23 protein-coding genes are annotated in these 20,731 nt (G+C 40.1%); 20 read left to right on the top strand and 3 right to left on the bottom strand.

The annotated features are described in order from the left end of the window. Positions 1-15 precede the first annotated feature (15 nt). From M3P19_RS13380 to M3P19_RS13365, 4 genes are all read left to right on the top strand, one after another. Positions 16-1,782: an arylsulfatase gene (locus M3P19_RS13380; RefSeq protein ID WP_249658195.1), complete on the top strand. Its 1,767-nt coding sequence runs from the start codon at positions 16-18 to the stop codon at positions 1,780-1,782. A gap of 228 nt (positions 1,783-2,010) precedes the next feature. Beyond that, entirely contained in the window at positions 2,011-2,436 is a 426-nt protein-coding gene (locus M3P19_RS13375) for a hypothetical protein (RefSeq protein ID WP_249658194.1), read from the top strand. Positions 2,437-2,477: 41 nt separating this feature from the next. Beyond that, a complete protein-coding gene (locus tag M3P19_RS13370) occupies positions 2,478-2,897 on the top strand; it encodes a hypothetical protein (RefSeq protein ID WP_249658193.1) in 420 nt (139 codons plus the stop codon). 154 nt (positions 2,898-3,051) lie between these two features. Continuing rightward, complete coding sequence (locus M3P19_RS13365) at positions 3,052-3,714, top strand: hypothetical protein (protein WP_249658192.1); 663 nt, start codon at positions 3,052-3,054, stop codon at positions 3,712-3,714. A gap of 81 nt (positions 3,715-3,795) precedes the next feature. Here the strand turns inward: M3P19_RS13365 and M3P19_RS13360 are convergent, their stop codons facing one another. Beyond that, complete coding sequence (locus M3P19_RS13360; RefSeq protein WP_249658191.1) at positions 3,796-3,999, bottom strand: hypothetical protein; 204 nt, start codon at positions 3,997-3,999, stop codon at positions 3,796-3,798. 111 nt (positions 4,000-4,110) lie between these two features. Here M3P19_RS13360 and M3P19_RS13355 point away from each other — a divergent pair, with 111 nt between their 5' ends. The 11 genes from M3P19_RS13355 to M3P19_RS13305 all read left to right on the top strand — a co-directional run bounded on the left by M3P19_RS13355 (position 4,111) and on the right by M3P19_RS13305 (position 13,100). Continuing rightward, positions 4,111-4,329, top strand: a complete 219-nt coding sequence (locus M3P19_RS13355) for a helix-turn-helix domain-containing protein (protein WP_283777953.1) — start codon at positions 4,111-4,113, stop codon at positions 4,327-4,329. 81 nt (positions 4,330-4,410) lie between these two features. Continuing rightward, on the top strand, positions 4,411-4,995 hold the full coding sequence (locus M3P19_RS13350; RefSeq protein WP_249658189.1) for a DUF4240 domain-containing protein: 585 nt from the start codon (positions 4,411-4,413) through the stop codon (positions 4,993-4,995). Positions 4,996-5,077: 82 nt separating this feature from the next. After that, positions 5,078-5,641 (top strand): Crp/Fnr family transcriptional regulator, encoded by a 564-nt coding sequence (locus M3P19_RS13345; RefSeq protein WP_249658188.1) that lies wholly within the window; start codon positions 5,078-5,080, stop codon positions 5,639-5,641. 64 nt (positions 5,642-5,705) lie between these two features. Next, positions 5,706-6,239 carry a hypothetical protein gene (locus M3P19_RS13340; protein ID WP_249658187.1) on the top strand — a complete coding sequence of 178 codons (534 nt, stop codon included), beginning with the start codon at positions 5,706-5,708 and terminating at the stop codon, positions 6,237-6,239. A gap of 1 nt (position 6,240) precedes the next feature. Further along, the gene (locus tag M3P19_RS13335; protein WP_249658186.1) at positions 6,241-7,122 is read left to right on the top strand and encodes a sterol desaturase family protein; all 882 of its coding nucleotides are present in this window, start codon (positions 6,241-6,243) and stop codon (positions 7,120-7,122) included. 14 nt (positions 7,123-7,136) lie between these two features. Beyond that, positions 7,137-7,853: a VOC family protein gene (locus M3P19_RS13330; RefSeq protein ID WP_249658185.1), complete on the top strand. Its 717-nt coding sequence runs from the start codon at positions 7,137-7,139 to the stop codon at positions 7,851-7,853. An 80-nt stretch (positions 7,854-7,933) separates the two neighbouring features. Continuing rightward, positions 7,934-8,731 (top strand): helix-turn-helix domain-containing protein, encoded by a 798-nt coding sequence (locus M3P19_RS13325; protein ID WP_249658184.1) that lies wholly within the window; start codon positions 7,934-7,936, stop codon positions 8,729-8,731. A gap of 63 nt (positions 8,732-8,794) precedes the next feature. Continuing rightward, a complete protein-coding gene (locus M3P19_RS13320; protein WP_249658183.1) occupies positions 8,795-9,868 on the top strand; it encodes a hypothetical protein in 1,074 nt (357 codons plus the stop codon). A 75-nt stretch (positions 9,869-9,943) separates the two neighbouring features. Further along, the gene (locus M3P19_RS13315; protein ID WP_249658182.1) at positions 9,944-10,753 is read left to right on the top strand and encodes a phytanoyl-CoA dioxygenase family protein; all 810 of its coding nucleotides are present in this window, start codon (positions 9,944-9,946) and stop codon (positions 10,751-10,753) included. Positions 10,754-10,804: 51 nt separating this feature from the next. Beyond that, on the top strand, positions 10,805-11,683 hold the full coding sequence (locus M3P19_RS13310) for an FAD:protein FMN transferase (RefSeq protein WP_249658181.1): 879 nt from the start codon (positions 10,805-10,807) through the stop codon (positions 11,681-11,683). Positions 11,684-11,741: 58 nt separating this feature from the next. Continuing rightward, positions 11,742-13,100 (top strand): Gfo/Idh/MocA family protein, encoded by a 1,359-nt coding sequence (locus tag M3P19_RS13305; protein WP_249658180.1) that lies wholly within the window; start codon positions 11,742-11,744, stop codon positions 13,098-13,100. Positions 13,101-13,214: 114 nt separating this feature from the next. Here M3P19_RS13305 and M3P19_RS13300 read toward each other — a convergent pair whose 3' ends face one another. Beyond that, positions 13,215-15,293, bottom strand: coding sequence for a hypothetical protein (locus M3P19_RS13300; protein ID WP_249658179.1), 2,079 nt, complete (start codon positions 15,291-15,293; stop codon positions 13,215-13,217). 225 nt (positions 15,294-15,518) lie between these two features. Between M3P19_RS13300 and M3P19_RS13295 the strand changes: the two genes are divergently transcribed. From M3P19_RS13295 to M3P19_RS13275, 5 genes are read left to right on the top strand one after another with little or no spacing between them, the layout of a single operon-like run. Next, entirely contained in the window at positions 15,519-16,247 is a 729-nt protein-coding gene (locus M3P19_RS13295; protein WP_249658178.1) for a response regulator transcription factor, read from the top strand. Next, positions 16,244-17,737 carry a sensor histidine kinase gene (locus tag M3P19_RS13290; protein WP_249658177.1) on the top strand — a complete coding sequence of 498 codons (1,494 nt, stop codon included), beginning with the start codon at positions 16,244-16,246 and terminating at the stop codon, positions 17,735-17,737. Before M3P19_RS13295 ends, M3P19_RS13290 begins: the two co-directional genes overlap by 4 nt. 35 nt (positions 17,738-17,772) lie before the next feature. Next, complete coding sequence (gene egtB, locus M3P19_RS13285; RefSeq protein ID WP_249658176.1) at positions 17,773-18,933, top strand: ergothioneine biosynthesis protein EgtB; 1,161 nt, start codon at positions 17,773-17,775, stop codon at positions 18,931-18,933. 16 nt (positions 18,934-18,949) lie between these two features. Then, positions 18,950-19,918, top strand: a complete 969-nt coding sequence (locus tag M3P19_RS13280; protein WP_249658175.1) for an L-histidine N(alpha)-methyltransferase — start codon at positions 18,950-18,952, stop codon at positions 19,916-19,918. Positions 19,919-19,921: 3 nt separating this feature from the next. Further along, the gene (locus M3P19_RS13275; RefSeq protein ID WP_249658174.1) at positions 19,922-20,203 is read left to right on the top strand and encodes a DUF427 domain-containing protein; all 282 of its coding nucleotides are present in this window, start codon (positions 19,922-19,924) and stop codon (positions 20,201-20,203) included. An 88-nt stretch (positions 20,204-20,291) separates the two neighbouring features. Here M3P19_RS13275 and M3P19_RS13270 read toward each other — a convergent pair whose 3' ends face one another. Next, a complete protein-coding gene (locus M3P19_RS13270; RefSeq protein WP_249658173.1) occupies positions 20,292-20,588 on the bottom strand; it encodes an isoamylase early set domain-containing protein in 297 nt (98 codons plus the stop codon). Between the last annotated feature and the right edge of the window lie 143 nt (positions 20,589-20,731).

The following is a 20,731-nucleotide window of genomic DNA, read 5'->3' as shown; positions in this document are numbered from 1 at the left end:
TTAAAAACCACAGCCATGACGTCAAGAATTGAAAATGTGTTACAAGTTGCATTCTCAATACTGACGCTTTGCACTGCTTTAAATTTTGCCCAGGCACAAGAGCACCCCAATGTAATTGTGATCATTACCGATGATCAAGGTTATGGGGATTTGGGTATTACCGGTAACCCCCATGTACAGACCCCGGTTATTGACCAATTTGCTACCGAAAGTGTACGCTTTAACAATTTTTACGTCTCCCCGGTCTGCGCCCCTACCCGTTCCAGTTTAATGACGGGTAGATACTCCTTGCGTACAGGCGTGCGCGACACCTACAATGGCGGCGCGATCATGGCATCCAATGAGGTGACCATTGCCGAAATGCTGAAAAAAGGAGGCTACACTACAGGCGTTTTTGGCAAATGGCATTTAGGCGACAACTACCCCAGCCGACCCAGCGACCAAGGTTTTGACGAATCTTTGATCCATCTTTCTGGTGGTATGGGACAGGTGGGCGACATTACCACCTATTTTAAAGGAGACACCAGCTATTTTGACCCTGTACTTTGGCACAACAACCAACAAGAAGCCTACCAAGGCTATTGTTCGGATATTTTTGCGGATGGCGCTATCCAATTCATTGAGCAAAACAAGGATGCCCCCTTCTTTTGTTACCTCTCCTTTAATGCACCGCATACCCCGTTACAGGTACCGGACGAATACTACCAAAAGTATAAGGACATTGACCCTACCTCAGGATTTGAAGGCGATAATCGCCCTTTTCCGGAAATGAGTGAAAAGGACAAAGAAGATGCACGAAAAGTGTATGCCATGGTCTCCAATATTGATGACAATCTTGGCAAACTCTTTAAAAAATTGGAAGATCTGAACATAGCGGACAACACCCTGATCATTTTTATGACGGACAACGGCCCACAACAGCGACGCTACGTGGCCGGGATGCGTGGCCGCAAAGGCAATGTATACCAAGGTGGGGTGCGTGTACCTTTTTATGTGAAGTACCCCAAAGCTTTTGCCCAAAACAAGGACATAGAAACCCTAAGTGCCCATATTGATGTGCTGCCTACCTTGGCCGATGTCTGTAAGGTAGACCTACCCATAAACCGGCAACTCGATGGAAAAAGTCTGCTCCCCTTGATCCACGGCAAGACGGTGGATTGGGCAAACCGTTCCCTATTTTTTTACTGGACGCGCCGCTATCCCGAACTGTACTACAATATGGCGTTGCAAAAAGATGGTTACAAATTGGTGGGAAAGACCAATTACAACGCCGCCCTTGAGGATTTTGAATTGTTTAATCTTAAAACCGACCCATATGAGCAAAACAACTTGGTTTTGGAAGACAAAGCGAAGGCCACAGCCCTTAAAACAGAGCTTGATGGACTTTATAACGAATTAATCACTTCTGAAAACCTCATAAACCAACCTCGAATTGTTGTGGGGAGCAAAGCTGAAAATCCCATTTTCCTGAACCGGAACGATGCCGGAGGTGAACGCGGTATCTGGAACCAAGAAGAAATTTACGGTACTTGGAAGGTGCGTATTGAAGAAGGCCATTACAACATACGCATGAAGTTTATAAAACCTGTAAAAGCTGGTGGGCGACTCTATCTGGAAGCCAACACACTAGTAAAACAGCAGACAAATTCCCAAGATAACGTGGATGTACTGGAACTAAAAAACGTATATCTCCCAAACATGGACTGCGACCTATTGACCCATTACGCCATTGATGGCAAACATATCATGCCGTTTTGGGTGGAATTCAAAAGGATAAATTAAGTAAATTTCCCCGGGGTAAAAATAGCGGAAACAATTATTCAAGATAGTACTATCAGTCCAAGGAGCTTTAGAATATTTAAAAAGAAGAAGGGGTTTTACATTTATCCTGAACAATGGGGAGCAATCATTTTAACCATTTTTGTTTTCTCCATCATTTATTTAGAACCATCATTTGGTTATTATCTTAAAAACTGGAGAATCATTTTTGCCATAATATGGAGCCTTTATATGATTGGTTATACCATCAGCTGTTTCTTCAGATATGAAAAAGAACTAGGTACCTATTCAGGAAATCTATCACTGTTTGAAGAAAAAATAATCGTTGATGATAAAGAATACGATTTATCTAAAGTTAGAGAATTAAGTTTTCTCAGCTCTACGGTAAGAGGTAAACACATAAGTTCACGTTTTACATTTTCCCCAATGTTGTCCAATGGCTTGAGTAGTAGATTTACGCTAACTTCAAAAAGTGGGCAAAAAATACAAGGTAACTTTCTTCAAACCGAATCAAATAGACTTAAATATTGCAAGGAAATCCTGGTTCACTACCACAAGAAAGGGATTGTTAGTTGGCACCAACTTCTGAATTTATTGGAAATTGATAAATATCAGAAAATTCAAGAATTCAAAAAAGAAATAAATGCTGATGGGTAATAGCACAGATAACTAATCTCAATAAGCCCCAAAAATCCGCTATGCCAAACAAAAAAATCTACAGATATACAAACGTTGAACTGTTTGACCAAATAAAAAACGGTTCTTCCAAAACCTTGGTAGACGAAGCGCAAACTGAACTTGATAAACGTGATTTGTCCGATTTGGAATTGAACAAGCTGGAAGAAGAGTATTCGAAATTCAAGGATTATCAGGAAAAACGTAAGGATGAACCTTTGACACGAGAGGAATGGTTCAACTTTTTCTTCTGGTCTTTTTTACAGCCAAATTCGCGGTGGATCAAGGATAACTTCTCGGAATCGGAATATGAACGGTTTCAAACACATGGGTTTGACAAAAAACTCCGGCAAGTGAGAGAAGCCAAATTCTACGGGTTTATCTTTTGGTTTATTATTATCACAGCATTTGTTTTCTTTGTTTTGCCAAAATTAGGTTTATAAAGAAGAATTTTAATCATTAGCAAAAAGCTACTCTCGATATTTAACATCATACATGTTTCAAAAACATCTCAGGAATACAACACTTTTAATTGCATGGATTTTCACTTTAATGTCATGTAACCAAAGCCGTTTTGTGGAATACAAGCCACACTATTTGAGCAAGAATAACGAAGATAAATTCTATGGTGACCCCGAACTAGACTCTATTGAATTTAATAACACCATTCAAGTGCTTGAGTATTATGGTCACACATATAAAACTAATGGGAACAAAATTTTTATTACTAAAACCTTGAACGGTGATTGGGAACTTTTATGGAATTACACCACCAAGGCAAATGATCCAGATTGGTTAAAAACGCACGAGCCTGAAAAAACAAAACCAAAGGTCAAACTAGTACGATTAAACCCAGATTTAATTGGAATTTACGAATTCAAGACAGCTGAACAATCCGGAAATCATTATATAGCTATTGACACCTTAAAAGGGGAGTATAATGGACTTTATTTTGGCACGGAAGCTAGTGGTGGGCATGGTATTTTTTTTTACGGAAATAGCATGGAAAACCTAAAAATCGAAAACGAAAAAATAAGTTTTGAAATTGGAAGAAGAGATTTATATCAAACTACCAGATTTAGAATTATGAAACACGAAACAGATCTAGTAAAAGACTCTGCAGTTGGAGTTTCCAAAGAAAAACTAAAGTATAACGGAGAAATATTGAGCCATGAGTTAAAATTGATGTGTAAATCTGACTTAGAATATTGTTGGGAAAACAAGCTTAGTTTTCAAAAACTAACCGAAAAAAACAAATGAACAATCAATTAAAAGAACAATTAGAATTATTAGCGAGCTAAAAAGCCAACCGAATCAATGACTACTTGCCATTTCTCCTATTCACCCCCTCAAAACTCCAATAATTCCTCTTAAGGCGGTTACCACTTGTTGAATTTCCCGTTGGGTAAAGGCTTCTTCTTCCACATAAAAGAGCATTTCTATTCCAAGATCTAAAATTTTGGTGAATTCAGCGGAGCCGCCATAACCATCTTCAATCAAATCGGTTAATTCTTCGGTCAAGTTTATTTTATCAGAATTCTTCATCGTCATAATATAATATGACCCAAATATATCGTTTTATCGTCAAAAGTCATAATTTGTTATGACCCTGTATCGACTTAATCTATCCAAATTTGTTTTGCTAGGAACTTTTAGATGTTGTCGAAACAGGAATTATCAAAAAAAATAGGCGCTCGAATCAAACAATTGAGGAAAGAAAAAGGTATTTCTCAAGCTGAGCTGGGCAGACTATGCAACAAAGACAAACAACACATCGAACTTATAGAAAATCATAAGGTTTCTGCGAACACGTATACGCTATACACCATTGCAAATGCCCTTGATATTGAGCTCAAAAAACTATTTGACTTCTAATATATGCTTAGGACTGGTTTTTTTCTGTATGTATTCATCACTACAATTGCAATCCATTTTAACTCTAACCAAAACTACACTATGGGATTTTTTGATAAACTATTCGGCAATAGTTCACAGATTCAAGCAACAAGTGAATTATTGAATGAAGAAGTTTTTTGGAATATTGTAGACTTATCTCTTCAAAAAACCAACAATCAAGATGATCAAGAAAGGTTTCTTATAAAGGAAATTCAACGATTATCCCCAAAAGAGATTATTGGATTTAGATTAAGAACGGATAAACTACTTTACGACACCTATAACTCAGAAATGTGGTGTGCGGGCTACATAATGAATGGAGGTTGTTCCGACGACGGATTCGAGTATTTTAGAAATTGGGTTATTTCCAGAGGTAAAGATGTTTACTATTCGGCTAAAGAGAATCCAGACACCTTAATTTCTCAATATGACGAAAGCATCGATATTTACGATTTTGAATCATTTTGGTATGTCGCCCTAGAAGCATTTAGTCAAAAAACCGGAAAAGAACTTTACGATTATATTTCCGAGGATTTTCAGTTTGGAGAAGGAAACTACCCTCAATTTGAATTCAATTGGTCAGAAGAGAAACCCGAAACAATGAAAGGTATCTGTCCAAAATTATATGATAAAATGTGGCGTTAATTCACCTTGATTGGTTAACAAATTACATCTGGGACATTTCCACTTTAGTTATCTTTAACGCTTCACCATTCTAACCCATAAAGTGCAAAACCTCTTACAGTCCATCGCCACCCGTGCTTATGTAAGCGTACCGCTTAAAGAGGCCATCCAATCCAGTTTTGAGGTGGTGAAGGCCCAAAAAGGCGAGAAAGTACTATTGGAAAACAACAAGGCTGGACATCTTTATTTTATAGAAAAAGGGGCGGTACACACTTATCATTACCATAATGGCAAGCAAATTACTTCGTGGTTCTACACGGAAAACCAATTTGTTACCGCTTGGTACAGTTTTTATGCACAAAAGCCCAGTTTTGAGGAGGTGGAATGTCTGGAGGACTGCGTACTGTACCGTATCAGTTATTCCAATTATCAAAAACTAATTGCGGATTACCCGGCCTTTGGCAACTTTGCCCGTTTGCTGGCCGAAGAAATGCTGGCCTTTTTGGACGAGTTCTCCAAAGGGTGGTCCTTTTTATCCGCCAAGGAAAAGTACTTATTGCTCAAGCAGAGCTTCCCCCAATTGGAGCTTCGGGTAAAATTGGGGCTTATTGCCTCTTTTTTAGGTGTTACCCAAGAGACTTTGAGCCGTATTCGCGCCCAAAAGTGATTTTTTGATATAGATCAAAAGAACACAAATTTTGCCCTCCTACTTTTGTCCAAAACAATCAGATATGAAAAATTCAACCTTAGTTTTTAGGAGTTTGGGGATTATCATTTTCCTAGCCGGACTGGCACACCTGTTCTCATTTGGTGTGGAAATATCAGACGACAACCCCGTTCCTACGCAGGAAACCAACAGTGCTCCTGTAGAAGAATCGGAAGCCGCAACTCCTTCGGAAACACCAACGGCAACATCAGCCAATGATCCAGAAACAGATTTTCTCATCGACAAATGGCAGGTGAGCTATAAAACGGAGGATTACAATGGCGCGATCATCTACGATATCAAAAAGGAGGATAAGACCTTCAATGCCTACTTACATCAATACGTAGATCAGATGGGCTATGCCGTAAATGCCGAGGGTGACAAGGTCCTTACCGTAACCAAATTCAATGGTCGCAAAGGCAAGGGCATTTACACCATTACCTACGAGGGTAAGCAATACGAAGTGGCCTGTAAGATCGCCAGAGTAAATGAAAATACCTTTAACCTAAGTTATGACTACTACGGCTACGCCGATGTAGAAACCTGGAAAAGACACTAACATGATTGAATTTTTAGCAAAAAAACTGGAATGGTTGGATGTAAACTATTGGTTTTACATTTTCAACGACCTGAGTCTGTTCTATATCATCATACCCTTTTTTATACTGGAGCTCATTCGTTATGCCTACCTCAAACGCCTGAGCAAGGATCTGGTATTGGACAGTATCGCCAACATCCTCACCTTTGGTGGCTTCTTTTTAATTGAGATCATCCTGGGCATCCTAGCCATCACCAAGGTGTATTATTGGGTCTACAACAACATCAGCCTACCGCATTTGGAGCTCAATTGGGCCACGATCATTTGCTGTGTGCTCCTGGCCGATTTTGCCTATTACTGGGAACATCGTACCATGCACCGGATAGGTATTGGGTGGGCCACACATACGGTACACCATAGCTCGCCCCACTTTAATATGTCGGTTGCGTACCGCTTTGGGCCGCTGGATGCCATTATGCCCATTGTGTTTTCGCTACCCATAGTTATGCTGGGCTTTGATCCTATTCTGGTACTGCTGTCCGAAGTATTTGTACAGGTCTTTCAGACCTTATTGCATACGGAGATCATTGGCAAACTCACCAAACCCATTGAGTTTATCTTTAATACACCTTCGCACCACCGGGTGCACCACGGCTCCAACCGGCAGTATTGGGATAAGAACTATGCCGGAATTTTGATTATCTGGGATCGTATGCTGGGCACTTTTGAGCCCGAAAAAGAAAAGGTGGTCTATGGTATTTCGCAACCCATAAACAGTGTCAACCCTATTGTAGTGTTCTTCCATGGTATAAGTCGCTTTGTGAAAAAACTAGGGGAAATCAAAGGCTTTTCCAATAAGTTACTAGCCTTTGTAAAACCTCCGGATTGGATGCCCAAACAATAAGTATTTTTAAGCATATGAAACCGAACAATTTTATATTCGCCGACCTTTCTACATACACTCCCAAAGAGACCATGGTCTTTTACGAAACTGTTTTTGGGTGGACCTATTATGAATCGGATGGCTACTACTCGGCCTACAAGGGCAATAAAGAGATTTGTGGGCTGTACGAAACCCCAGAAAAGTTCAAACAAATGCGCATGCCCCATTTTTGGATGTCCTATATTCAGGTGAGCAGTGTAGACCAGACAGTGGACAAAGCAAAGAAGCTGGGCGGGATCATTGAAATGGTAGATGAGAGTGTATTGGGCAACGTAGCATTGATTCGTGACCCCCAAGGGTCGGGATTTACCGTGTACGAAGGCGAAAACCTTACCCACACCCGTACCCAAAACGAGGCCAACACTCTCATTTGGAACGAACTCCACGTATCCAATGCAGCCAACGTAATTCCTTTTTACGAAGGAATCTTTAATTGGGATTTCGTAAATCGCGGTAACGACACCTACAACATCCAAACCCATAATGGAGACCATATTGCGGACCTTATGGAAATCCCCAACGATTTTAAGGGTAAATATGAATACTGGGTCTGCAGCTTTGGGGTGGAAGACCTTTCCAAAACACGAGATAAAATCTTGAATCTAGGAGGCACCTTGGTGTCTGATGAAGGTGATAGAATTCTGTTAACCGATAATTCTAGGGAGGCGTTTTTTTATGTGCAGGAAGTATAGCCATGTAAATCACAAGGTGTAATTTGTAACAAAATGAAGCACTTGGCTACTTTTAATAGAGATCAACTGAGACTTTTGGCATGCGCAACCTAAAGGAAGGTACTTATTTTGGCGAATATCTGGATGCACGGGAAAACGACTTCTTTAAACTAAGTTTAACGGCCTATTCCCCAGAAAGTGTCTTGGAAGACCATTACCATGACAACAGCTATATAAGTGTACTTACTTCTGGCAGCTATTTAGAGCATAGTGATGGTTCGAATACCTTGGTTCAGCCTTCGGATGTATTGTTTCGTCCCACTTCTTGGTGCCATCAAAACACCTTTCTGGAAGATTCAGCAACTTGCTTCAATATCGAGTTCAAAAAAGATTGGCAACAACGCTTGGATTGGGAAGTAAAACTACCAAACACCCACATACATTTCAATAAAACGGCCTTCCCTTCATTGTATAAACTGCTCCTCAACTTTAAAATCGATTACAATGCCGACCTAAGCACCGAATTGATTTTGGATTGGTTGCATGTAATCAGTCCTTACAAAATGGACAGTGGTTCCAAGGCATGGATCCCTAAGGTTGATAGTATCCTTAAGAACGAACTTGAACAGTTTCATTCATTGCAATCCCTTTCAGAACGCATACACGTGCATCCTGTTTATATGGCAAGGGCCTTTAAGGCTGAAAAAGGGCTCACCATAGGAGAGTTTCAACTCAAGTCCAAATTACATAACGCAGTCTATTTATTGTCCACTACACACCAATCCATTTCGGATATTTCATATGCCAATGGATTTTTTGATGATGCCCATTTCATCCGTTCCTTCAAAATGGCCTATGGAATTTCGCCCAATCGGTTCCGGAATATCCTAAATAGTTAATCTGGTACAATTTCCTAAACGTAATACGCTTGATTTTTGTCTAATCAATCAAATCACGTAATCATGTTTAAATTCAAAGAAATCCTTTGTGCCTTCTTACTCCTTTCAGTTTTCGGAGGGAAGGCACAGCAGCAAAAATCAACGCTTCCATATAGTGAAATCTATGCCTACGGTATGGATGCCAACGTAACGCCAATATTCAAACTTCTGAATAAAGATGGCCTAAATGCGAAAGATCTAAAGTTCAAAACCACATTTGAACAACGATTTAAGGGCGATGCAGATAAGACCATTGGCACTCCAAACTCCCAAATAGAAACCTTGATTTCGTATTTCAAAAGTTATTGGCGAAAATCACTATTGGACCCTTACCAAAACTTTGAACGGGAATTGGCTGGTAATGTGGTTCCTTTCTTAATGAAAAATTACCCACCCGTACGCGGTAAAAAAGTTACGCGGGACAGTTTGGGCTTTTATCTTAGGGATTACATTCTAGAGCAAGGGATGTACACTACCAAAGAGGTCACCTATCACGGCAGACTAATTGATTTAATGGTCTGGAAAAAGCAAACTCCAAAGGTTTACCAAGTAGATCTAGGCAAAGGCGAAATTCAGGACGTTCCCGTTTATTTTATGGAAGATTTTGCCACATTAGGCTGGATGGAATATGCCACCTTAGGCGCCCACCATCCAGGAGGCTGGACGGAAGCAGAAGGTATTTATTGCGTAAAAAAAGCATATGATTTAACCAGTGAGAATTTTAGAATCAGCTATTTGGCTCATGAAGCAAGACATTTTGCAGACAAGCCTTTGTGGCCAGATCTAAAATCCGCCGATTTGGAATATCGGGCAAAACTAACCGAGTTAAGTCTGGCCCAAGACACGCTGTTTAATTTGATCACCTTTTTTTCTGAAAACAGCAATAGCGAAAGTGAAAACGGGCATCAAATCGCCAACTATTTTGTGATTCGGGATTTATCCAAAAAACTATTCAAAACAGAGGTGGAAATTGAGTTGGCAAAATGGAAAACTGTTGGAGTCAAAAAAATCAATAAAGCCGCTATGCAGTTACTCAAAAAACATACAAAGGCCTTAAATGCCTCAGGAGCCTCCACGCAATCTTTTATTGCCAATTAAAAACCCGTGAGCTGCAAATGGCAGGTTAAGCGGAAGATACATTTTGATTAACTTAGAATGGTAAAACCTATTTCGATGGACCTCAGCAGCCTTGACCAATCATATACATTAAGTCAAACTCAACTTGATTTTTACCGAAAAAATGCCTTTATCAAAATCAAAGAGGTCTTGTCTCCTGAAATAGTTACCCATTTTAACAGCATCATTTCTGCGAAGGTTAAAGAGCAAAACACCCAAACCTCACCTTTAGAGGATCGTGACACTTATGGAAAAGCCTTTTTGCAGATATTCAATCTTTGGACTTTGGATGACAACATCAAAGCACTGGTATGCTGCAAACGACTAGCTCAATTGGCTGCTGACCTTATGGAGGTGGAGGGTGTACGCATGTATCATGACCAAGCCCTTTTTAAAGAAGGCGGCGGAGGAATAACACCTTGGCATGCCGATCAATATTACTGGCCCTTGTCCTCAGATAAGGTCATTACGGTATGGATTCCCCTGCAAGCAGTCCCTTCGGAAATGGGACCATTGGAATTTGCAGCTGGCAGTCAAAATATCCTAACGGGAAGGGATCTTTCCATCAGTGATGAAAGTGAAATACAGATTGACGAAAAACTCAAAGTAAGTGATTGTCCAAAAATTTCTGAACCTTTTGATATTGGAGAGGTCAGTTTTCATTCCGGATGGATTTTTCACAGGGCCGGACCAAACACTACAACGCGAACTCGTAAGGTGATGACTTCCATTTATATGGATAATAACATGCTATTAAAAAAGCCTGAAAACGATGGTCAAATCAATGATTGGAAGACATGGTGTCCTGGGGTAGCAATAGATTCCGTCATTGATTCACATTTGAATCCGGTTTTGTTTAAGTACTAATCCTTACATCGATTTAAGTACCTTTAGCCTCCAAAAAACCGCACAAAACCAATGCATAATTTTGAACACCAGGCAATGGCCACTCGTTTTCTAATTACGATGACCGAAGTGGATATTAACTATGCGCGAAACGTGACCCAGCGTTGCTTTCAACGCTTGGATGAATTGGAACATTTCCTTAGCCGATTTGTCGCTGACAGTGATATTAGTCGTATTAACAAATTGCATGCGGATTCCCAATTGGCTTTGGAACATGAAACTTGGGAAATCATTAAACAAGCAATTGAAGTGCAGCAATGGACCCAGGGTACTTTTGATATTGGTGTAGCGGAACACATGAATATTTTTCGGGCTGCCAAAGAGGGTATTCTAAATGAATTCGAGATGAATAAGGCCTTGATCAAGGCCCAAGAGGAAAAATCAAAAGCCAGTCTTTACGTAGATCCAGAAAAGCCTTATTTCTATTGTATTCAACCAGGTATGTACTTTGATCTGGGCGGTATCGGAAAGGGTTATGCATTAGATCAACTTTCACTTCTGCTTCATGAAATGGAAATTGAAAATTATTGCATCAGTGCCGGGGAGAGTACCATATTGACAAAAGGTTCGCCGAAAGAAGGTGAAAAGTGGACTCATTCCTTAAGTGCCTCCGAAGAACATAAAACCATAACATTGGATGCTATTGCAGTGAGCGCCTCTGGAACCTTTCATCAAGGCAATCATATTTTTGACCCTAGGACAGGTAAAAATTCTGGTGTTTCAGAATTTGACCGAATCTGGGTAGCAAGTAAAAAAGCTGCATATTCAGATGCATTTGCAACCGGATTTTTTCTTCAATCTGTAAAGGAAATTGAAAATATTGTTAAAAACGTACAGGAAATTGCATGGGTGGCGTATAGCAAGGATGGAAAGCTCTTTTCCATTGATTGAAATAGCTTACATTTGAACGACTAGCCACATTTACTGAACTAAACAATTAAGATTTTCAATGAGTACTTCAAATCATACGGACAGAAGAAACTTTATCAAAACGTCTACACTATTCGGAACAGGATTGATGCTGGCCAACCCATTCAGCATTACCGCTAACCCGCTAAAAGTTGGCGACAAAGTTAATGTAGGTGTTGTTGGCTGCGGTGGCCGAGGAGGGGGCGTTATATTCAGAAACATCCCAAAAATTCCAAGTGCCAATTTGGTAGCTGTCTGTGATATTGTGGAAAGCCGAAGGGAGAATGCAAAAAACCAGTTCAACAGTCAGTATGGGACAAAGGTGAAGGCCTATGAGAATTTCTATGAGATGTTGGAAAAGGAAAAATTGGATGCTGTAGTCTTGACAACTCCAGATTTCTGGCATATGAAGCATGCAGTAGACGCACTGGAAGCCGGAATCCATGTGTATTGCGAAAAAGCAATGTCCAACAATATTGAAGATGCCCGTAAAATGGCTGAGGCCATGAAAAAATCAGGCAAATTACTCCAAATTGGGCGGCAACGTCGAAGTGATGACCGCTATCGTTTTACCCATCAGATCTTATTGGAAAAAGAACAAATGTTCGGTAGGCTTACCCACGCTATTGGCCAATGGAACAGATCCCGTATTTGGACACAACAACCCAACAAAAAAGACAATCTTGATCTTGGCAAATTAAAGCAGTACGGTTTTGACACTGTGGATCAGGTTTACAACTGGCGTAATTATAAGAAATTAGGCGGTGGTGTAGTTTCCGATTTAGGGTCACATCAGATTGATATTTTCAATTGGTATTTTGGCGCTTATCCGCACACCGTTTATGCCGCAGGCAACAATTCGTACTTCAATTTTGAACAAGCGGATACCATGGCCACAATCTTGGAATACGATACCCCAAAAGGACCTGCCATCGGTATTTATGAAAACATCTCTAACTCTAGGGCTATTGGTGTTTATGAGCGATTTATCGGGGATGATGGCGCATTTATCATTTCACAAGGAAAAGACAATAAAATATATCGTGAATCACGTGTTGAGGCCAACAAATGGCAACAATATATTGATGCAGGTTACATTAGCAACCTAGCGGATATGCAGAAATACAAGGAAAAGGAATCAGGGGATTCCGGGATTAAAGAAACCGCACCTCAAATCAGCTATGACATCAATGAAATGAAGGATATGGACAAGGTGTACAATTTAGCCAGTCATACGGCCCACTTGTTCAATTTCATTGAATCTGTCCGGGAAGAGGAGTCCTTGAATTATGACGCTATTACCTCTTACAAATCTGAGGTATGTATCTACAAAATCCATGAAGCTATCAATGCTGGTGGTAATCGAATAAAAATTGAAGCGGAAGAATACGAGGTTTAGACCATTTCAAGGCTAATCTCCTATCTCATAAAAAAGAAGCACCCAGACTAATGCCTGGGTGCACTTTGCAAACAATTAACTCTAACTTTAGAACATTCTCTTTTTCATGTTTGCTTAATGGGGCAATTCCCGTGTAACTTCTATGGAATTGGATAGCGCGTAATAACCATCCAGGTCCGCCACGTTCATTCCTGCTTCCAGTCCTGAAAGACCAGCTTCATACGTAATATGCCAGATAAAGCAGACACCAACACCTGCGGCATCAAAGTCAACACCTTCTACAGCATCCAATGTTGGAGGTAAGCCTAAGATATTGTTTGAATCATCAGTAATTACCCAACCTTGCATAGAACCATTGAGCTCGGAATCGTCAAGGGTTATACCACTTACCATATCAGGAGTGCCATCCACTTTGAACACAAATGGACCTCCAGCTAGACTTCCCGCATTCAGGGCATTTCTGGTTACGGTCAAAGAGTTTGAAAGTGCGTAGGCACCGTTTAAATCAGATACATTGTTCCCGGCTTCCAAACCAGTTAAACCATCCTGATATGTGATATGCCAGATTAAACATACACCTGCGCCAGCAGCATCAAAATTGACACCTTCTACAGCTTCCAAAGTAGGTGGAAGACCTAATATATTGTTTTGATCGTCTGTAATTACCCAACCTTGGTTAGTTCCGTTCAAATTGGTATCATCCAGTGAAATTCCACTGACCATATCTGGGTTTCCATCGACAGTAAAATCAAACGGACCCCCATTGATACTCCCAGCATCCAACGCATCTCTATATACAGTCAATTCGTTGGAAAGGGCATAATAACCTTGCAGATCAGAGACATTCATTCCTGCTTCCAAGCCGGTCAAACCTTCTTCATAAGTGATATGCCAAATCAAGCAAACCCCAACTCCAGCAGCATCAAAATCTACACCTTCTACTGCATCCAATGTTGGTGGCAAGCCCAAGATATTGTTTGAATCATCCGTAATGACCCAACCTTGCATGGATCCATTCAATTCTGAATCGTCCAAGGTAATTCCACTAACCATATCTGCCACACCATCTACAATAAAGTTGAATGGTCCACCAGCCAAAGAACCAGCATTCAAAGCATTCCTAGTCACCATGATGGAGTTTGACAAACCGTAAGGTCCTTCCAAATCAGAAACATTGTTACCCGCTTCCAAACCAGTTAAACCCTCCTCATAAGTGATGTGCCAAATGAAACATACTCCTGCTCCCGCACCGTCAAAATCCACACCTTCAACAGCTTCCAAAGTTGGTGGCAAGCCTAAAATATTGTTCTCATCATCGGTAATAACCCAACCTTGCATAGAACCTGTTAGCTCAGTATCATCCAAGGTAATTCCACTGACCATGTCAGGTGTCCCATCCACAGTAAATGTAAATGGACCTCCGGAAATACTTCCAGCATTCAATCCATTTCTGGTAACCATAATGGAATTTGACAAAGCGTAGTTACCGCTTAAATCCGCAACATTGTTACCCGCTTCCAAACCGGTTAAACCATCTTCATAAGTAATATGCCAAATAAAGCAAACTCCAACACCGGCACCATCAAAGTTTACACCTTCCAGTGCTTCTATGGTTGGAGGTAATCCCAAAATATTGCTTTGATCATCTGTAATTACAAAAGTTTGATTGGTACCATTAAGATTGGTATCATCCAATGAAATTTCACTGACCATATCAGGCGTTCCGTCTACTACGAATGTATAAGGTCCACCAGATAACTCCCCAGCATTCAAAGCTGTCCTGGTAACGGTCAAAGCATTGGACAAGTCAAAATCCCCATTGAGATCATCCAAATTCATCCCTGCTTCCAATCCGCTTAATCCTTCTTCGTAAACCAAATGATAAACAAAGCAAACACCTACACCTGCTGCGTCAAAATCAACGCCTTCCAATGCTTCCAAGGTTGGTGGTAAGCCTAGAATGTTCCGTGAATCATCTGTAATTACGTAAGTGGTGTTGCTACCAGCCAAATTTGAGGCATCCAATGCAACCCCGGAAATCATATCCGGTGTTCCATCAACCGTGATGTTAAAAGGTCCGCCTGAAAGCGTCCCTGCTTCCAGCACAATGGGTTCATCGTCATTTTCGTTGCTACAACCTGCAGCTAAAACGACAATTCCCACTAGAATCCATAATTTTTTTAAGTTGCTCATTTTCTGTGTTTTTTTAATTGCAACACAAAGCACGTTTACAATCATTGCAGAAGTATCACAGAAGATTAAAGAAAGTTTAATTGCTGTATTTCAGTGTTTTACGATAATATATTGAAAATTTTGTAAAGAAATCACGTAAAATCGGACTTTTAGTAAGGGATTATGCATCAAGTTTTTAGCATTTGGTGAACTTTCCGTGATACTTTACTATTTAATTAGCCGAATATGAAAAAAGTGTTGATTGTTGAGGACGATTTGGAAATCGTTCGCTTGTTAGAAATCCATTTAAAGGATTTAGGCTGTGAAGTCCTTACGGCAACGCAAGGGGATACCGGTCTGGAAAAAGCAATCAATGAAAATCCGGATTTGATAATTCTAGATGTGATGTTACCAGAAATGGATGGCATTGAAATTTGTCAAAAAGTTCGGGCAAAAAATATCACTACACCTATTATGATGCTTACCGCACGTTCTGAAGAGATCGACAAGGTCCTTGGATTGGAAGTAGGCGCAGATGATTACCTTACCAAACCTTTTAGCGTTCGAGAATTCATTGCTAGGGTCAAAGCGATCTTTAGGCGTCAGAAAATGGATGTGGTGGAGACCGCACAGGAAGAAAATCCCAAACTGATGCAATTTGACGTTTTATCCATTGATATTGATATGCGCAAAGTGCTATTGGATGGCAAAAAAGTAGAGCTTTCACCAAAAGAGTTTGAGCTTTTGGTATTGTTGTCTTCAAACCCGGGGAAAAGTTATGATCGCAGTAAACTCCTCAATATGATCTGGGGCTATGATTTTAAAGGGTATGAGCATACCGTGAACTCCCACATCAATAGATTAAGATCCAAAATTGAACCCGACATGAGCAATCCTAAATTCATCCTAACCACCTGGGGTGTAGGGTATAAATTCAATGAGGAATTGCTGGAAAACCAACTGAGACAAGCATGAAAAACAGTATACTCTCCTTACGCTTTATACTAAAACTTACACTGTCGTTTTTAGCGATTCTTTTGCTAGCTGGAATTGGATATACCATTACATCCATTTATCTCTCCAATAAGTATTTTAACGAAACTACCCAGCGTCTGCATGCTAATTTGGCACACGACCTTATTGAAGAAAAATTTGCAAATACCCAGCCATTCGATTCTGTTGGAAACGTGAACAAAGCGTTATTTGGGGACATCATGCATGATATGATGGCTGTAAACAGGGCCATTGAAGTGTATTTACTGGACAAACAGGGAAAAGTGCAGTACTCAGTGGTTTTGGACCATGATGCTCCGGAAACCAAGGAAAAAAGAATTAATCTTGAACCTATTCATCAATTCATCAATGAAAGTGGTAGTAATTACGTATTGGGCGATGATCCAAAAGACTTAAGTAAACAGACCATTTTTTCTGCAGCGGAATTCAATAAGGATGGTCACGAAGGATATGTCTATATCATTTTGGCCGGCGAGGATTTTCTAGCGACACGCAGCGATCTATTTAATAGTTATTTCATGCGATTAGGTCTTCGGGGTTCCTTACTCACCCTCATATTTGCCACGCTACTAGGTGTTTTGGTTATCTGGTATTTGACCCGAAGTCTTCGTAAAATCATCTATGCCGCAAAACGCTTTCAACAAGGTGACCTGGAGTACCGAATAGAGAATGCTGAAAAAACAGACCTAGCCAATGTGGCCAGCACGTATAATAGCATGGCGGATACCATTCTTTCCGATATTGAAAAAATCAAGTCAGTTGAACAACTACGGCAAGAACTCATCGCCAACATTTCCCATGATCTACGAACACCTCTTTCTGTTATTCAAGGATATATTGAGACCTTGCATATGAAGGATGAACAATTAACACCAGAGGAAAGAAAAGAATACCTTAAAACAGTTAGCAGAAGTAGTGAGCGATTATCTAAACTGGTTTCTCAGCTATTTGAATATTCTAAATTGGAAGCCAACCAAATCCAACCAGAAAAAGAACCGTTCTTGATCAGCGAGTTGGCCAATGATATCCGAAGAAACTATGCATTGATTGCTGAGCAAAAAAACATTGAACTTAAATTATCCATGGAAGACAACGTCCCACTTGTCTTTGCTGATATTTCACTGGTGGAACGGGCCATTCAAAACTTAATGGACAATGCCTTGAAGTTTACCCCTGAAGGTGGTAAAGTCACAGTGAAAATCGAGTCTGGAGAAAATGATGTGGAAGTTACAATCAAGGATTCCGGACCGGGTATTAAAAAGGACAATCAAGCCTTGATTTTTGAACGGTACCGTCAGACCAAAAACGGGAAGGAAAAAGCAGGGGCTGGCTTAGGGTTGGCCATAGTCAAGAAAATTATGGAAATCCACAATAGCAGTATCAAAGTGTTCAGTAAACCCAACGAAGGAACATCTTTTAGTTTTAGTCTTCCGGTATATGCCGCAAACTAACGCATATTCCCTATCTTTAATAGAAAATCCCATTCATGATTCTAACAGATTCCTTGTTGGATTTCTTTTTGGAAACCCGGCAGACTTCGGAAGATTTGTGCAAACCGCTGGAAATTGAAGATTATGTAGTTCAACCAATTGTAGATGTAAGTCCTCCTAAATGGCATTTGGGACACACCACTTGGTTTTTTGAGGAATTTATCTTGAAACCGCATTGCGCAAATTATCAGGAATTTGATGCTGATTTCTCATTCGTTTTCAATAGCTATTACGAAACTGTAGGTAAACGTGTTGTTCGTTCTGATCGCGGTAATCTCTCCAGACCTTCTGTGAAAAAGGTTTACGAATACAGAGCATATGTAACCAATCATATCAAAACATATTTTGAAACTAATCCCGCCAAAGAACTGCATGATTTATTGGAAATTGGGATTCATCATGAAAAGCAACATCAGGAATTGCTGCTGACCGATATCAAATACATACTTGGCAACAACCCTCTTCTACCGGAATACTCCGCAACCTTTCTAGACCATCCGATTGAAACCCATCAACAAGAATGGATTCATATGGAAGAAGGCATTTATGGAGTTGGCCATGCCACTGAGGATTTTTGCTATGATAATGAATTGGGAAGGCACAAGGTTTACTTACATCCCTATGAAATATCAAACAAGCTAGTGACCAATGGTGAATTCACGGAATTTATTATTGCTGGTGGCTACAGTCAATTTGACCTTTGGCATGCAGAGGGATGGGATTGGGTAAATCAAAATAAAGTGGTTTCTCCGTTATATTGGCATAAAATCGATGGAGAATGGTGGCATTACACATCTTCCGGACTGAAAATGGTGGATGGGAATTCACCATTAACACACATTTCCTATTACGAGTCCTTTGCTTTTGCGCAGTGGAAAGGATGTAGGCTACCAACAGAATTTGAATGGGAAGCGGCGCAAAGTTATTTTCCATGGGGCAAACGCTGGGAATGGACGGAAAGTGCTTATTTGCCTTATCCCAATTACCAAAAAGCACCCGGTGCCCTAGGCGAATACAATGGCAAATTTATGGTCAATCAAAAGGTATTACGCGGAGGTTCGGTGGCCACACCAAACAACCATACCAGGCCAACCTATAGAAATTTTTTCCAACCACCACTGCGTTGGCAATTCACCGGTTTAAGGTTAGTTAAATAATCCCGACGAAGCAATTATGCAAAATCAGAAAACCAAAAACTTCACCTCCGAATTTGAAAAGGAGGTGTTTGAAGGATTGACTGCTTACCCAAAACATTTATCCTCCAAGTATTTTTATGATGAAATTGGAGATAAACTGTTCCAAGACATCATGGCCATGCCTGAATATTATCTCACCGATTGTGAATTTAATATTCTGGGCGCCAACAAATCTGAGATTTCAGCATTGTTTCAAGCAGATAATGTCCCATTCAGTCTGTTTGAATTAGGGGCTGGCGATGGTAAAAAAACCAAGATTCTGCTTAATCATTTGGTCGAGAACAAGACCGTTTTTGATTATCGACCTATTGATATCAGTCAAAACGCCTTGGATCAATTAGAAGCCTCGTTAAAGGCTGAAATCCCGAATTTAGAAGTAAATCCCATTCAAGGAACCTACTTTGAAACGCTTCGTGATATAAATCAAGCCAACGGCAGAAAGAAAATCATTCTCTTTTTGGGTTCCAATATTGGTAACTTATTGCATGAGCAAGCGGTTGATTTTCTCAATAATCTAAGAGATTCCATTAATGAAGGTGATTTGGTCTTTATGGGATTTGACCAAAAAAAACACCCACAAACCATCCTGGATGCCTATAATGATCAAACTGGGATTACCGCTGCATTCAATAAAAATATTTTACGGCGAATCAATCGAGAGCTAGACGGTAATTTTGATTTGGATAAGTTTATCCACTGGGAAGTTTATGATCCTGAAACAGGTACTGCCAAAAGTTTTTTGGTCGCCACTGCGCCAGTTTCCGTAACCATTGAAAGGTTAGGCTTGGAAATACGTCTTAATCAGTGGGAAACAATCCATACGGAAATTTCCCAAAAATATGATGACGCTGTTGTGGAATGGCTAGCCGATAAATCAGGTTTAAGCATTGTATCCCAATTTACGGATGCACAGCAGCATTACAAGAATTACGTATTTAAAAAATAACAGATGAAAGCCATTTGGAACAATACTGTAATCGCCGAAAGTGACGATACGGTAGTTATTGAAAACAACCATTACTTTCCCGCAGAAAGTATTAAAAAGGAATTCTTTAAATCCAGCGAAAGCCATACCACATGTCCGTGGAAAGGTGTAGCCAGCTATTATACTTTGGAAGTGGATGGCAAAGAAAACAAGGATGCCGCATGGTTCTACCCTGAAGTAAGTGAATTAGCTAAACCCATTAAAGGAAGAGTTGCATTCTGGAAAGGGGTATCCGTGGAAGAGTAACACCGAATCTAATCCATAAAAAAAAACCAAGATCATAGGGTAAAATTACCCAAATCTTGGTTCTTTTTATTTTAAGGAACTGACTAAACTATAACTCCAGAACAGCGTTTTCTGCTCCTGCAAAGTCATTCCATTGGTAACGGTCAGCTGCTTCATCATTGATGTAAGCACCGTCTACTAAATATCTAAATTCAAATGAATTTTCCTTAGGTAGATCAAAAGTACCTTTGAACGTTCCATTCTTCAATTTCTTCAATGTACTTCCTTTTGGACTCCAGTTATTGAAATCTCCAACAACCGCAACATTCTTTGCTTCTTCCGCAGGCACGGTAAATGTAACCTTACATACCGGCTTGCTTTTTAGGTATTGTTTCTTTATTGCCATGATACTCTAATTTTCATTAGTAAATACAGGACAAAGCAAACTATAAAACAGTTTCCCCACAATAAGTCAAAAGCGATTTATCAAATTCGTAAAATGCCGCTAACAATGGGGTTACTTTGAAAAAATATCGGTTATAAAATTTG

Source organism: Flagellimonas spongiicola, from assembly GCF_023502425.1.
Classification (GTDB): Bacteria; Bacteroidota; Bacteroidia; order Flavobacteriales; family Flavobacteriaceae; genus Flagellimonas; species Flagellimonas spongiicola.
Note: the sequence above shows the minus strand (reverse complement) of the source record. Positions and strands in the feature narration are given on the sequence as shown.